Here is a 15,593-nt window from a genome sequence, read left to right on the forward strand (position 1 = left end):
GCAATACGTTATTAGCGCATCCCTTCGAGCAATTGCACTCTCTCCTTGGCCCTTGCTGCATAGTCGTTTGAAAACCGCTCTGCCATTTCAATGCTCTGCTGATAAAGCGTTAACGCTGCTTTTGCATCGGCCGGTCCACCCTCGCCTTTATCTAACAGGGTTGCGAACTGGAAGTAAGCATTGCCTAGAATATCCGCTTGCAAGCCTTGTTTGGCACCCAAGGTTGTCACTTTTTCTAACCAGTATCTCGCGTTAACCGTATCTCGATAGGGTTCCAATAACAGGATATTGGCAAGTTCAGCGGCGGCGTAAAGATCTCGCTCGGCGGCAATTATCCAAAACTCCTCGCTCTGCTCAAAGTCCTCTTTAAAGTAGTAATAGGTTTCGGCGGCATCTCGCGCTAAATCAGGTTGAGCTTTAACGCTTTGGCGATAATTTTCCAATGCCGTTGTAGCATTAAAATAGGGCGAACAAGATAACACTTGATAAAACGCCATCAGACTTCTTGCCTCAGGCAACCCTTGGTCAACTAGCTGATTTAACTGCTGCCATGCTTGCGTTTCACGAACCTTATCCGCACCTGTATTAACCAAGCCACGCTCAATAACCGATAAAGGTAAACGGATTAACTCAAGCTTTGCCGCATTATCGCCAAAGCTTGCGGCGCGCTCCAGCCAATAGATCTTTTCATCGGCACGCCCCGCGTAACCCGCTTGATCTCGCAGCCAATGCAGCGCCTCAATATCGCCAGCTTCAGCGGCTTCACGGTAATATTTCTGTGCCTTAATTTTATCCTTGGGTAAGGCGTGCCCAAGCTCATAGATACGTGCTAACAATCGTTTATCAGCAGCCTTTGAACTCTGAGCTAAGGTATTGATTTGTGATTCAGGTTTACCATAGGCATACAATTTCACATCACCGTTAGCATAAGTATATTGAGTACCATCGGGATAATTCACCTCAACCGTATCAGGCTGATACCAAACATTGACCTCATACTGTTCGGCAATCTGTGGATTAAAATTCACCCGCATCACAGTCTCATCACCGCGACGAACCGCTTGAGTATAAGGACTAGCCCATAGGCTAGAAATTTGCTGCAAACTACTTTTCAGCCTAGCCTCGAAGGGTTTGTCTTCCTTAGGAGAATGAATAAATACTGGATAGTAAACTGGCGCTAAAGATAAAGGCGTAGTCGCAAGCAACGAATTATCCGCCTCGCTACCCGCATAAATAGGATCGATATTAAGTTCATGACTTAAATAAAAATCATCGTGGGGTGACACTTGAGTCGGCAACGTAGTTTGGCTAGCAACTTGTGCCGCATCCACAACAGAAGTGCGCTGCAACTTAGCAAGATATTGTTGTTTAAGTGCTTTAGCCCTTTGCCACAACGGATGGTTCGGCAGTATTGTCACATCGAGCATTAAATCCTCAAGCCGCCACAGACAATCGCCGCCACCATTCAAAGCTAAGGGCAGCGAAAACTCACTCGCTTTGCTACCACTGCTAATCACTTGCCGCAGCACTGAGGTTTCTTCGAATGTCGCGCGGTAGGGATTAGCAATATCACCACTGGGAAAACGGATTTCCTTTCGAGTACAAACAGATGAGACGTAATAACCGACAAGTTCTAATTGCGTATTAGCAGGTAATACACCAACGAACTCGAAACGCGAACTGTCTACAGGTGCAGTCACTTGATCGACGGGCAACTCACTACGAAATAAAGAATCCCAAAAAGAGGCCATGACGGGAGAGGCAAACATCAATCCAGCCGAGCAAGCCAAATATAAAAAAGCCCTATGAAAGCAATGTAACAAACTCATAATGCCAGCTCTCCGTTGCTGATGAGGCAAATCCACTCGCACTTAAACACTCGCTTAAATACAACAAAGATCATTAAGCCAACGCGTTTAGCCGTTGGCTTAAATCATAACGTATTTACAGGCAAGTTGAACCCATGCCTGTCAGCCTAGGGGCGATAAACCCAGCACATAAAACTCAACTTAAGCACTTCGCAGTCTAGCAAGCACATCCTTGGCCTTCAATTCCGCCATAGCGACATAGGCCACAGGCACTACAAATAACGAGAAGAAAGTGCCCGCTAACAGACCTCCGACTAAGACTAAACCTATGTTAGCTAATCCTAACGAGCCCGGTCCCGATGCCAAGGCTAAAGGAATCGCACTTAAAATCATGGTTAAAGACGTCATTAGAATCGGTCTTAAACGAGATTTGGCACTGCTTCGCGCCGCCTCAATCGCACTCAAACCTTGGTCTTGTTGCTTATTGGCAAACTCCACCAGCAAGATACCGTGTTTAGTCACTAGCCCCACTAAGGTTAATAAACCAATCTGCGAATAGATATTCACACTCTGGCCAAACAAGGCTAAGGTCAATAACGCACCGACAATACACAAGGGCACTGTCAGTAAGATAATTAAGGGATCGACAAAACTTTCGAACTGCGCAGCCAAAATCAAATAGATAAACACCAATGCCAGCAAGAATAGCGACTGAGTGCCCGCCTGCGAATCCATAAGATCCTTCACCACGCCATTGTATTTAAAGCCTTGGGCATCATTAAGCAATGTCGGTAATTGTTCATCTAAGTAGGTTTTGATTTCATCAGTTGAATAGCCGGGCATAATATCTGCCGTCAATTCAGCACTATCAAGACCCATAAACGTCTTAATGTTAGATTCTGCCGTAGTCTGTTTAATCGACACAAATTGCGACAATGGCAGTGCTTGCCCAGATTCTGAAGTGACATACAGCTTATTCAACACTTTAAAATCACTCAGTTTATCTAAGTTTACTTGCACTTGAATAGGATAAGTAAAACCATCGGTAGCATGTAAGTCCGCCGCCTTCACTGAGCCAAGAAAGGTAGAAAGTGCATTAGTGACATCACCATAACTCACACCTGAAAGGATAATGGCGTTGCGATCGATAGACAGATCGTAGCGTAGTTGGTCCCTAAGCACTGAGTTGCCCACGTTATTCAGGCCAGGATAATCCTCGAGTAACTTTTGCACTTTGGCGGCGGTTTCGCTGAGTTCGTCCTTATTCCGATCTAAGGTCGTCAGCTCTAAACGCAAGTTATTGGCAATATTGAGATTATTCGCTGAGCGAATGCTAAACGACATGTTATAGGCAGAAACGTTTTCCTTTGATGTTGTAATCAAGTCGCTGATCACATCATCTATACCCTCACTGCGCTCACCCCAAGGTTTGAGTAGCACATGGTTCACAGGCTCTCCCTCGATATAGGACAAGTTAGCCCCAACCGCGGGATGCTCATCCATCACGCTATTAAGCTCAGCATTGTGATTGAGATGATACTGCCGACCGACACCGGTAGGACCATTAGACGCCACATCAATAAAGCCAGAGTCCTCCGCAGGCAAGAGTATTTTGGGTAATTGCCAGTAAGCAATACCCGCAAGACCCACCAAAACCACAGCCACACCAAACATCAAACGCTTGCGGAAAAACCACTTATTCAGCTCATTGATATACAAATGATTTAACTGCTGCAGCGCATTCTCGACTCGGCTAAACCATTTAGGGTGTTGCTCAGTGGTATTGATAAGATAGGCGCTCATCATAGGCGACAAAGTCAACGCCACCACGCCAGAGATCATTACGGCCGCTGCTAAGGTAAAGGAGAATTGCCGAAACAGATCGGCGGTTAAGCCCGACATTAATCCGATCGGCAGATACACGGCGGCGAGCGTTAACGTCATCGCAATGATAGGGAAAATGATCTCCTGACAGCCTTTAATCGCCGCATTGAAAGGCGTTTCACCGTTTTCAATATGGCGATAACAGTTCTCGACCACCACAATGGCATCATCCACCACCAGGCCAATGGCCAAAATAATCGCCAGAATAGTCAACACATTGATACTAAACCCGAGCGCCGACATCACAGCAAACACCCCAATCACGCACACGGGAATGGTAATAATGGGGATCGATGCCGCCCGCAGGCTACCCAAAAATAACACCACAATCAGCGAAACTAAGATCACTGCTTCAATCAACGCAGAAAACCCTTCGTCGATGGAGGCTTCAATAAAATCAGCTTGGTTGTAGGCTAAGTTCATTTCTAAGCCATGGGGTAAATGTTTTTGCATGCGTGCAATTTCGGCTTTAATGTTCGAAGCCACTGTCACTGGGTTAGCGTTGCTCAGCGGTAAAATCTGCAATGACATTGCACTATGTCCACCGATAGACAACATACTCGGCGACAGACTTTCCTCGCCCATCACCACATCGGCAACATCGGACACACGGATGATCTTACCCTCGCTGACCTTAATCACCAGATCCTTCACGTCTTCAAGCGTTTCAACTTGATTCAAAGGGTTAATCGAGAAATCCCGCGACTTACCTTTGATCGCACCCGAGGTAAAACTGGCATTGTAAGAGCCTAACGTGCCCACCACATCGGCAGCTTTAATATTCAGCGCTTTCATTTGCTCAGGATTGAGCCAGACTCTGACCGCCTTTTGTGAGCCACCATAGGGCCCCCAAACGGCACCAACGCCTTGAACTTGTTTGAGTTGCGGTACTAACTGCTGGCTAATGTAGTCGTACATAGCCTGCTTTTCCATGCCACCCGCGTTCACAAAGGTGATGATATTACTGGCCGAATCTGTGGCCGAGGTATCGTCGGTAACTGTGGGCTTATCTATCATGCTCTGGGGGAAATCGTTAATCCCTTCGACGCTGCTACGCAACTTGTTCATTAAGTTGGTGTATTCAATATCGCTGGTGTCATCATTGAATTTAATCGTTAATGAGCAACGCCCCTCGCTACAGTCGGTCGACATGGTATCGACTTTATCTATGCCCGAAGCCGCAGCAATCAACTTATCGGCCACGTTGCTCGACATAAAATCGGCGCTCGCCCCTGCAATCGACGCATTTACAGATGCCGAGTGGGTGGTATGCTCAGGGAAGTATTGGATATCGAGTTTTTGAAAGGCAATCAAGCCCAGTAACACAGCCATAATACTGAGTACGGAGGCGAATATAGGATGACGAATACAGACTTCGGGTAAACGCATTATTCAGCCACCTCAATACTTGGAGTAACGCCGGAATCAGCACCTTTGTCAGCACTTGATGTTGCCGCTTTATCTGCAGTGTTTCTATCCTGCACGACTTTGATCTTGCTATCGGACTTAAGGTTTTGCATACCCGTTTTAACGACTAAATCGCCTTCGGCTAAACCTTCAGTCACGACGGCATAACCGTCATTCGTATTTTGAGCGAGTTTAACTACTTGTTTTACTACGCTATCGCCCTGCACTAGCCAGACAAAACGTTCATCGTTATTGGCAATAATCGAATTTTGCGGCACTAATAGACGTTTAATCCCCAGACTATAGAACTGCTTGATGTTGGCGAACATGCCAGGAGCAAGCTTAAACTCAGGGTTTTCAAGGGCGGCATGCACTTCAACCCGTCCTGAGCTTTCGTCTACCGCTGGGGCAACATAGTTAACTAACCCTTTGAATACCTTATTACCATAGGCCTCAACAGTCACATTCACCTTTTGGCCCTTTTGCGCCTTGCCTAAATCCTTCTGACTGATGGCATAACGCACTTCGACCGGATTTAAACTATAGAGGGTGACTAAGGCCGTACCAGCACCAATTTGGCTGCCAATAGACTGACTAAAGCTGGTCAACTGACCATCGAAGGGAGCCTTGATCAGGTAATCGTTCATGGTGGCTTGTTTCTGGCGAAAATCCGCATCGGCCAGATTCACATTTTCCCGTAGCTCATCCACATCTTGCTTAGCAAGCGCAAAGGGTTCTTTAATCAGTAAGTCTTCGATACGCTCCAGCTTAGTTTTAGCCAGTGCTAAGGTGCTCTTGGCTTTGTCTAAATCAGCCTTGGCTTTAATGTTGTCCTGCTCGGCAATCACTTGACCTTTAGTCACTTTGTCGCCGTTACTAAAATGAATCGCGCTAATTTTTTCGCTAGCATTAAAGTTCAGCGTGGCTGAATCAATAGCGTTGATTTTACCGACTTCATTCACTACATCGGCAAAGGACGTTTCTTTAACGGCCTCGACCGTCACAGGGATAATGTCGACCTTGTCCGCCGACATCACGGCCATAGGGGCTAAAGCGAAAACACTCGCCAGTAGAAACGGCAAAGGCGCGAATAAGGGCGCCTTTGGGAGATGATGAGGATGGCTTTTTAATGAAATATCGCATGCACTGCGTGCTCGTTCAGTTACTCTTTGTGTAAACAGCGTTCGTGTAAACATAGTATGCAAACCTATCGTTCTTACTATTCAACGGACATCCTATCCGACAACAGCAAACCGGATTGAACCCAAAACTAATACCAAGTCCCCCCAAAGTGCCTGTTTCAGCAATTTGAGGTTATTTGGGTATACAGCCTATAGGCTTAATCCCAGTCAGTGCCAGTAAAAACTCGGTTACACAACCAAACAAAACAATAACTTAACGATAAACTTAATAGTGAGCACTTAAATCACACAAACAACCATAAAATACAGCAAACTTGAAACAAGTGTAGAGCCAGCCTATTAGCAAGCCACTATTTACCTTTTAACAGGGCTCCGATGGCCTTTTTCACGTCTGCAAAACAGGGGCGCTGAGCCACATCTAACTGCATGCACTCATCTTTAATCGCACTCAACTGTGTGTAGTACAGAGGGCCAATCGAGGCACTCACATAGGCCGATGCATCCACATAGGCCAACAGATCTTCAATCAAGCAACCGAGCGCCCGCACTTCAATAGCTTCTATCGCTAAGCGTTCTGCTGTCGATAGATTGCGTAAGTTTGATGCCGCACCAAAATCCCCAAACAATAAGCTCATCTGTTGATTAACCATAATATTATGGGCGTAGACATCACCATGGCTTACTTGTTTAGCATGCATGTGCGCCATCGCATCGGCCAACTGGTGTGTGATTTTGGCGACTTCATCAAGGCGAAATTCGCTACCGTCTTTAAAGGTATCGCGAGTGCAGGTGACAAGACTTGGTGGTAACCCTAAGTTACTAAACCCTGGTGGAATAAGTTCCATCACTAAACCCAATTGATCTTTTTGGCTAATATGCGCCACGACCTTAATAAGGCTGGGATGATCACCCGTTGTGAGACAGCAATCTAACTCGTCAGCGGGATAACCATCGCTCGTCACTTCACCCTTAAAGAGTTTTACCGCAATCTGCGCCGACCCCGTCGCGGCTATCATGGCTTGATTCAACCAATCGCCTCGATAAATGACCCCAGAAGCCCCTTCGCCAAGCTTCTCAGCCAACTTGATATCACCCAGAGTCACATTCGCCACTGTGGCCACATCGGCGTGGGGATCGACTAAGGTATGGCTGAATGGATTTCCCGCAAAGGCGAGCCAAGTCAGTTTAGGCAAACTGAGTAACCAAGCTGGCAGTGCGTGGAGTTGATTGGCCGATAAACGCACTAACTCTAAGTTACGGCAATTGGCCATCGACTCGGGCAATGCTGTTAAACGGTTACCCGCTAAAGCTAATTTTTGCAGACGATGTAAATCGCCCATGGCCGCAGGCAACGTCTCAATGAGGTTATCGGTTAGGATGAGCCAGCGGGTTTGCAGCGGTAATGCCGCAGCTGTCACTGTTTTAATTTGATTGGCCTTAAAGCCAATCATCTCTAAATTTGTGCAGCGCCCTAATGCCTCAGGCAAATGTTCAAAGCAATTATTCGAGGCGAAAATTATCTTTAAATGCGATAAGCGGTGTAAATCCTCGGGCAAAGTGCTCAGTTGATTATTCGATAAATCGAGGATTTCGAGGGTATCGGCTAAATCAAAAATCTCCCGCGGGAACTCGGTTAAATCCTCAACCAATTGTAAACGTGTGATCCCTTGTAACTGCCCTGCCCTTAACTGCGCTAACGTCTGCACTTTGCTACCCAAGTTAATGAAAAATCGCGGCTATGGTAGCGTATAAATCGACAAAGCTAAACGCAGGATCTGCAATCAAAGGGCGGCACAATCGGCCTTAAGACAACTTTGATACAATAGGTAAAACTTGGGGGAGCTATCCAGAAACTCGAAAACAGATTAGCATGTGCACCAATATGGAATGCCCAGTCAACTCATCACAGGACAATCATGCGGACACATTTTCGCCAAACGCACTCTTTTACAGTGCTTATGCTTGCCATGCTAATGGCCCTACTGAGCGGTTGCGCTACAACATCAGCAAGCCCATCAACCACTGAATTCAATGCCACAGCAAGTGATGTCAGTAATGATAACGACCACTCGCCACAACAGCATCAAACACCACCCGAAGTGGTTGAGCAGTACAGCGATGTATGGGAAAAGATCCAACACGCCAATACCATTGACGTCCATGATGATGCCGAAGTACGTAAACAGCGTAACTTTTTCGATGATAAACAAAAATTTATGAATCAGGTTGGCGATCGCGCCGAGCCATTTTTATATTACATCGTCAGCCAGCTCGAAGCGCGTAACATGCCATTAGAATTGGCGTTATTGCCCATAGTCGAAAGTGGCTATAACCCTTTAGCACAAGCTAACGGCCCCGCAGGACTGTGGCAAATGATCCCTGCTACTGGACGTAATTTTGGCTTAACGGTGAATTCTGCCTACGATGGCCGTAAAGATGCGCTGGCCTCAACCGATGCAGTGCTCGACTATCTACAGCACCTATACGACACCTTAGACAAAGACTGGATTAACGCCGTCGCCGCCTACAATACCGGTGAGCTAGTGATCAAAGCCGCCATTGATAAAAACAAAGCCAAGGGCAAGCCTACGGACTTTTGGTCACTGGGTATCCCCGCTAAGCGAGTACAAACAGTCCCTAAGTGGCTGGCATTTATTCAGATTATTCGAAATCCCAACCACTACGGTTTAAAAGTCCCCCCTATTGCTAACCGCCCTTTCTTGGAAAGAGTGCCAGCACCTAATGGCGTAGATATTGGCCAGATTGCTAATGCAGCAGGGCTCAGCAAAGCAGAATTTAAAACCTATAACCCAGGCTTTCGCCAAGGTGTAATCCCCAGCAAAGGCAAATATCAAATCGCCTTACCGCTGGAAAACATAGGTCATTATCAGGAAAATCAGGACAAGCTCTACGCTCAAAAACGCTATGATAGCCAAAGCTATATCGTCAAATCTGGTGATAGCCTAGGCACAATCGCAGCCAAGTTTGATATGTCAGTGAAAGCATTAAAACAGGCCAACAATCTGACATCTGACCGCCTAAAAATCGGCCAAGAGCTCACACTGTTAACGCCAATGGCGGGCAATGATAATGAGCCTGAACCCACTAAAACCAAGGCGAAGACAGATAAAAAAGTGAGCAATAAGTCGTCGACCAAAGCTAAAGCAACTACCTCAACATCGGCCGATAAATCTGCAATAAAAGCGACCACTTACAAGGTGAAATCAGGTGATTCGCTGGATAAAATCGCCCGTAAGAATAAGGTTAAACTGGCTGACTTAATGAAGTGGAACCAGCTCAATGGCAAAAGCATTATTAAGCCAGGCCAAGAACTGAAAATTTCCGAATAACGATTGTAGTTTGAACGGCAAAAAGCCCAACAAAGCGCGGTTCCAAAGCGCTGTGTTGGGCTTGTTTCTATCCCAATATCAGAGTTAACCGCCACAGCTCAGCGTTACTACTCAGTTGACCTAACCAATACTCCCGGACAATCATTCCAAAACAAACCATTCTAATTGCACGCCATTATTTTGTGTCTTTCTTCGCTAAACCAAGGGGATACAATTGCTGCTTAAACATGCCAACAGGCATGTAATCGCCCACGACACCATATTGCTCTGGCCACTCTTTCTGACCTCGAACTGCAGTCCCAAATAGGTAATCTAAAAAAGAAAAATGGGCAGCATAGTTACGGTCGATTGCCGCCTTATCGGAAGCATGGTGCCAATGGTGGAATTGCGGACTGACAATTAAGTAACGTAGCCAGCCAAAGTTAACCTGCACATTGGCATGATTAAAGACCGCCTGCACGCCAACGATAATCACATAAATACTGATGATGTCTTTGGAGAATCCTAAGATAAAAATCGGCGTGAGCACTAAACAACGGGTAGCAATCAACTCAAACATATGTTGCCTTGAACCAGCCAACCAATCTAAATGTTTCGCGCTATGGTGCACCGAATGGAAGCGCCACAGGAAAGGAATTTCATGGTAGGCACGGTGCGCCGCATATTGCATTAAATCGGCGACCAATAAAATCAACAACAGTTGCAACACAAAGGGAAGACCCGCGATAAAGCTTTGCACTGTGCTGGAAATAGCCCAAGAAAAGGTCGACTGCACAAATTGGTTTGCCACCAATAATACAAATCCAATCGCTAAGTGATTCACCAAAAAATGGTTTAAATCCCCTTGCCACTCGGGTCTCAATATTGCTTGTTCTGGTTTATGGGGTAGCCATTTCTCGATAAAAATGAAAATTAAGGTTGAGCCTAATAAGTCTAAAATAAACCAATCTAAACCCAGTGAGACCTTATGATTAGCAAAAGGCTCGACTTCAACTTGATGACCACCAAAGGCAATCGCTAAACTCACAAATACCCAAGCCACAAAGCCGAAACGCTTATTTTTATTTCGAATAAAATTCAATAAACCTAAACTGCCCGACACCACTAAGGCGACAAATATTAAGCTGCGAATAACATCGACATTATAGCTTTGGCGTAATTCTGGAGTGGTGAGATATTCGGGAAAATGAAACGCCAATACACCCAGAAACGATAATATCGCTAACATACACGCTATAGTGCCGCTAATACTGCCTTCACCAATTTGGAAATGGCCGTCTTTAAATCCTTTACTCATCACAGTGAACTCCTTTTCCTATATTGCTCGCGTTATTCACATCACAGCAATGCTCGGCTTAATTTTTTGCCGATCAGCCTACATTAACCCCGCAGCCACAATCAATAAAAAGTGAATGCTAAGACAATAATGCTCAATCTACTAAGCACACTAAAACGAGCACACAAAAACAGCCCAAAAAAAGCGCTACCTAAGTAGCGCTGTTTTATTAGAGCCGTTCACTCACCATAGCGGTTAGATCTTAATCAAGTTATAACCAAAGCTAGTAGAAGGATCTTTATTCAGCACCATAGTCACATTGTCTTCATTGCTGAAATCCATTAAATCGGATGCATAGACAACGGTTTTAGTACCGTTTTCCACAGCGATAACCTTAATAGAATATTCGCCAGCTGGCACAGTCAATGACTGAGGGCTTGCTGGATTGACTGCGGTGATCTTATTTACAGCCGTTTCAATCGTGTCATTTGCCTTTAAGAAATACACGGTTAGATTGCTTTTATCGGCAAAACTCACAATGTCGAACTTAAAGCTATAGGGACTTGGCGTCTTAGTTTGCTTCATCTCCATCGCCTTCACTTGGCTGCCCTGCTCGGTCGTTTGCTCATAGATGAAGATGGTTTTAATGTCATCTTGGTTAAGGGTGATCAACACGTTATCGAGCAATTTATTTTGCGTACCGTGGTCGAACACACTCACACCAAAATCATTAAACTCAGCACCTTGATAGCTAGTCACCCCAAAAGATGGCACTTCGCTAAACAGAGTATCTTGCTTACTGCTGGCCACTTTCACATCGATAATGTGCGAACCTAAACCGTTAAAGACGCGATAATCGACACTCGCTTCTAATGCCACATGGTTGCGAACATTGGTGGTTGAATCGACACTGTCCAAGGTGATTTTTGAATCCGAAGCACCAAAACCTTCACGGATGATCAGCTTATAAGGCACCTTAGAACTGAATTTAATGTTCGCAGTTGTATAAGAAACATTGGTTGTTCCCGCTGGTGCGAGGTAAACCTTATATTCACCCGTATCCATCACTTGCGGCTGCGACACTTCACCGTAAGCCACACTGCCTAACATCACGGCATCGGCAAAGGTTTGGGTCGACTTAGAAACATAAGCGTCAAAGGCTTGGGCATGTACAGCAGTATTGGCAATCAAGAGCTGCATTTTACTGTTTTCAGCCACTTCGTTGAGCTTATCGAGTTCAGTGCGAGAATAGTTGATATTAAGTAATTTAGGTTCGGTAAAATCACCATGTAATACAAAGAAATGGTCCGTTGCAACTTTCAAATCGATATCTTCTTTATAAATAGAGATATCTTTATCAGAGGCATCCTTAGCCATCACTTCAATCGCAGTTACGCCAGCCGTCGACGTAAATCGCGGCATAGTGTCCCCATAGATCACACTTTCATAGGTTTTATCGGCAACTTTGAGTGCAGTAGCAGTGCTTCCAGCTGAAGCATTATAGAATTGCACATAGGTGGCATTTTGATCTGTGCCCTCTTCATTATTATCATCTGAGCCACATGCCGTTACCGCTAAACAGGCAACAGCCACCGCAGCGAATCCCTTTAGCTTACTTTTTATCATTGTTTCCCTCATTAGCAGACAAAAATTCAGTTCAATCTACGCAGTTATACAATGACAACAATGGCAATTTCCACTAAAAACAAAAACAAATATTTTACAAACTCAAACACTTAACAAACATTTCAATAACACAACAAAAAGTGATACAAACCACACTTTTCAGGCTCTTAATTGATACAAATGCGGCTGCTGATACTTTTGCTCACCTCTCAAAAACGCTTCTGCTCCAGTGGAAAATGACTGTTCTATCGAACACCTCTCTTTTAGGCTTAAAGCGACTATGGATAAACTATCCTCAAACGGTACAAACCTTGTTCGACTAATGCGATTAGGTTACTCTCGCATCGCCAATTAAGCCTTTGGGATGGATAGGATTTGCAAGGGATTCTCAACTACTACAAACAATGTTTTCAACACGATAGTGCCGAAATCAACCTCTGGTCTAGCCACAAGCTTGCCGAGCAAGATCAGCTATTACTCCAACATGAAGACGAGTTAAGCAGTGGCTTCCTACCCCGTTTGCCTGTGCAATTTGCTCCCGCCAGTGCATTACTAGCACGTAGCGCTTTGTATTTACGTGAAAAGGTATTATTGCACTGCTGTCTGTTTTTCTGCGGCACAGTCGACCTTAATGGCGAAAAACGTAAAGTCGTGACACCACTCCTTTATCGCGAATGCCAATTACAGGCTGACGGCGATAATCTCTACCTAGAGAGCGATAACACTCTAGCTGGCAGCGGACCATTCACTATCAATGAAGCTCTATTAGAAAAATTAGTCGTTGAAGGACATAGCCTAAGCCAAGATTTACGCGATAATCCAACGGATGTCAGTGGCTGGATATCTTGGCTGCGGGCGGGCCAAGCCGATGTTGATACCAGTCATTTATTGCATTTTCCCAAGCTGATCGATGAGGCTGAATTCACTAGCTTATGCCGTAAACGTGGGCAGTTTCTTGTCAGTCGAAGCCAAATCATTTTGGCAGAACGTTCGATCGCGAGTCGGGGCATTTTGCACGAACTCGACAAACTAATGACAGCGCCTGAACCATCAGCACCGCTTAAAGCGCTATTCGCAGAAACACAACAAACAACATCAATCAGCGCCAGTGAAGACACACAAGAGGCTTATCTTCCAGGGCTGTTAAGCCGCGCGCAAATTCAGGCCTTAAAGATTGCGGCCAATCATACTTTGGGGCAGATCTCAGGCCCACCGGGAACAGGTAAGAGTTACACCATAGCCACAGTGGCAGCAGAGCAGGTATTAAGGGGTAAATCTGTCCTCATCGTCGCCCACACCGATGTAGCTGTTGATGTGATTGCCGATAAATTGCAACAACAATTCCAGCTAGGGAGCAGCCTTATTCGAGCAGGCTCGCCGCAGTTTATAAAAGTCCTTAAAAACCAGATTGATGAAATGCTCCATGGTCAGCACCCTGCATCTGATGAAGCCGTCTCGGATAGGTTGCTACTCAATGCAAAACAACAACTTAATACTGTGACTCGTCAGCAAGTCAAGATGGAAGCGGGCTTTATACGTCATTGCCGCCATGCCATACGTCGCGGCCAAAAACTGGCGACCTTACAACAAGGACAATCCCGTTGGCGCTTAGGATTTTACAACTGGGCTTACCATGCAGGTATAAAAAGGTTTGCCCAGCAATGGAATGAACTCGATAAATTAACGGCCCTCATCGCGCAAAAAGAAGACTTAAGCCTCAAATACTTACAATTGGCCACTCACTATCGATTAAACCAATTACTCAAAAATAAGCGCAGTACATTGGTGAGTTTTGCCAGTGCGTTACGCGCTCGCCAGTCCGCTAAGCAACTCGACGGCTTCTACAAGACGGATTTTGATGCCTTAAAACAAACCTTTCCCATTTGGTTATCTAGCCTTGCCAGCTTGCATAAAGTGCTGCCCATGGAGCAGCAAATGTTTGATTTAGTCATTATTGATGAAGCCACTCAAGCCAATATTGCCGCATGTTTACCAGCCTTGCAGCGAGCAAAAGCGGCACTGGTGGTGGGAGATAGCAAACAACTGCGCCATTTCTCGTTTTTATCCCGCGCAAAACAAACTCAAATCCAGACCCAACTCGGACTCGCGCAGGATTGCCGCGGCCTAATGAGCTACCGTGATGCCAGTATGCTCGACTTAGCGTCACTGTCCCTTGCGAGCCAATCCCAAGTGGTATTTTTAAATGAGCATTTTCGGAGTAAACCTGAGCTGATCCAATTTAGTAATCAGCAGTTTTATCAAGGCATGCTGAAGATTATGCAGCACAGACCTTGCACAAGTTCGGGACACTTACACAGAGTCCACGTTACTGGCAGCCGTGATAGTAAGGGAATTAACGCCATAGAAGCGGAGGCATTAATTCAAAAGTTAGCTCAACTGATTGATGAACAAGATAATGTATTAGTGCCTTCCAGCATTGGTGTACTCTCCTGTTTTCGCAATCAGACGGAGTATTTATCCCAGCAGATCCTCGCACGCTTTAGCACGCAGCAAATAGAACGTCATCAATTACGGATTGCCACGCCCTTTGGTTTTCAAGGGGAAGAGCGCGATATTATGCTGCTGTCGTTTAGCATTACGGCCAACGACAGCCGCGCCGCCGTGTATTTAAATCGCGCCGATATGTTCAATGTCGCCATCACCCGAGCTAAACAGATGCAGTGGCTATTTTTATCGGTACAAGCGCATGAACTCCCCAACAATAATTTACTGGCAACTTACTTAGCATCGGCGGGTCAATTTCAAGCGGCACATAATTATGTCGATTCCCTCGATAACTTCGGCCAGTCTGTGGCACTCGCGATTGAAGAAAAAGGCATAACTGTCTGGCGCGCCTACCATATGGCAGGGCTAGAACTGGATATTTTATGTCGCTATGGTAACCAATATTTAGCAATAGATTTAATCGGTTACCCAGGACCTTGGGCGGACTTTTTCGATATTGAACTGTATAAACTTTTACAGCGCGCGGGCATTAAACTTATCCCCGTCAGCTACGGGCTATGGTGCCAACAGCGAGAACTTTGTATCCAGCATATTTGCCAGCAATTGGGTATTACCCAAACAAGTTAATGCAGTA

8 protein-coding genes are annotated in these 15,593 nt (G+C 45.6%); 2 read left to right on the forward strand and 6 right to left on the reverse strand.

The features are described from left to right. Nucleotides 1–11: 11 nt before the first annotated feature. The 4 genes from HQQ92_RS16985 to HQQ92_RS17000 all read right to left on the reverse strand — a co-directional run bounded on the left by HQQ92_RS16985 (nucleotide 12) and on the right by HQQ92_RS17000 (nucleotide 7,947). On the reverse strand, nucleotides 12–1,829 hold the full coding sequence (locus tag HQQ92_RS16985; RefSeq protein WP_173247002.1) for a sel1 repeat family protein: 1,818 nt from the start codon (nucleotides 1,827–1,829) through the stop codon (nucleotides 12–14). Nucleotides 1,830–2,009: 180 nt separating this feature from the next. Next, nucleotides 2,010–5,081, reverse strand: a complete 3,072-nt coding sequence (locus HQQ92_RS16990) for an efflux RND transporter permease subunit (protein ID WP_173247005.1) — start codon at nucleotides 5,079–5,081, stop codon at nucleotides 2,010–2,012. Continuing rightward, complete coding sequence (locus tag HQQ92_RS16995; RefSeq protein ID WP_173247008.1) at nucleotides 5,081–6,295, reverse strand: efflux RND transporter periplasmic adaptor subunit; 1,215 nt, start codon at nucleotides 6,293–6,295, stop codon at nucleotides 5,081–5,083. Before HQQ92_RS16995 ends, HQQ92_RS16990 begins: the two co-directional genes overlap by 1 nt. Before the next feature lie 296 nt (nucleotides 6,296–6,591). After that, complete coding sequence (locus HQQ92_RS17000) at nucleotides 6,592–7,947, reverse strand: leucine-rich repeat-containing protein kinase family protein (protein ID WP_173247011.1); 1,356 nt, start codon at nucleotides 7,945–7,947, stop codon at nucleotides 6,592–6,594. Nucleotides 7,948–8,157: 210 nt separating this feature from the next. Between HQQ92_RS17000 and HQQ92_RS17005 the strand changes: the two genes are divergently transcribed. Beyond that, on the forward strand, nucleotides 8,158–9,591 hold the full coding sequence (locus tag HQQ92_RS17005) for a LysM peptidoglycan-binding domain-containing protein (protein WP_173247014.1): 1,434 nt from the start codon (nucleotides 8,158–8,160) through the stop codon (nucleotides 9,589–9,591). 175 nt (nucleotides 9,592–9,766) lie between these two features. Here the strand turns inward: HQQ92_RS17005 and HQQ92_RS17010 are convergent, their stop codons facing one another. Beyond that, nucleotides 9,767–10,888 carry a sterol desaturase family protein gene (locus HQQ92_RS17010; RefSeq protein WP_173247017.1) on the reverse strand — a complete coding sequence of 374 codons (1,122 nt, stop codon included), beginning with the start codon at nucleotides 10,886–10,888 and terminating at the stop codon, nucleotides 9,767–9,769. 234 nt (nucleotides 10,889–11,122) lie between these two features. Next, a complete protein-coding gene (locus HQQ92_RS17015; RefSeq protein WP_173247020.1) occupies nucleotides 11,123–12,493 on the reverse strand; it encodes a DUF4397 domain-containing protein in 1,371 nt (456 codons plus the stop codon). 375 nt (nucleotides 12,494–12,868) lie between these two features. Between HQQ92_RS17015 and HQQ92_RS17020 the strand changes: the two genes are divergently transcribed. After that, complete coding sequence (locus tag HQQ92_RS17020; RefSeq protein WP_173247023.1) at nucleotides 12,869–15,586, forward strand: DEAD/DEAH box helicase; 2,718 nt, start codon at nucleotides 12,869–12,871, stop codon at nucleotides 15,584–15,586. Nucleotides 15,587–15,593: the final 7 nt, after the last annotated feature.

The sequence above is a fragment of the Shewanella sp. DC2-4 genome, assembly GCF_013248875.1.
GTDB lineage: Bacteria > Pseudomonadota > Gammaproteobacteria > Enterobacterales > Shewanellaceae > Shewanella > Shewanella oncorhynchi.

What these genes read in the sequence shown, in the direction of transcription:
- HQQ92_RS17005 (WP_173247014.1), top strand. Translation starts at nt 8,158, where the DNA reads ATGCGGACACATTTTCGCCAAACGCACTCTTTTACAGTGCTTATGCTT.
- HQQ92_RS17015 (WP_173247020.1), bottom strand. Translation starts at nt 12,493, where the DNA reads ATGATAAAAAGTAAGCTAAAGGGATTCGCTGCGGTGGCTGTTGCCTGT.
- HQQ92_RS16995 (WP_173247008.1), bottom strand. Translation starts at nt 6,295, where the DNA reads ATGTTTACACGAACGCTGTTTACACAAAGAGTAACTGAACGAGCACGC.
- HQQ92_RS16985 (WP_173247002.1), bottom strand. Translation starts at nt 1,829, where the DNA reads ATGAGTTTGTTACATTGCTTTCATAGGGCTTTTTTATATTTGGCTTGC.
- HQQ92_RS16990 (WP_173247005.1), bottom strand. Translation starts at nt 5,081, where the DNA reads ATGCGTTTACCCGAAGTCTGTATTCGTCATCCTATATTCGCCTCCGTA.
- HQQ92_RS17010 (WP_173247017.1), bottom strand. Translation starts at nt 10,888, where the DNA reads ATGAGTAAAGGATTTAAAGACGGCCATTTCCAAATTGGTGAAGGCAGT.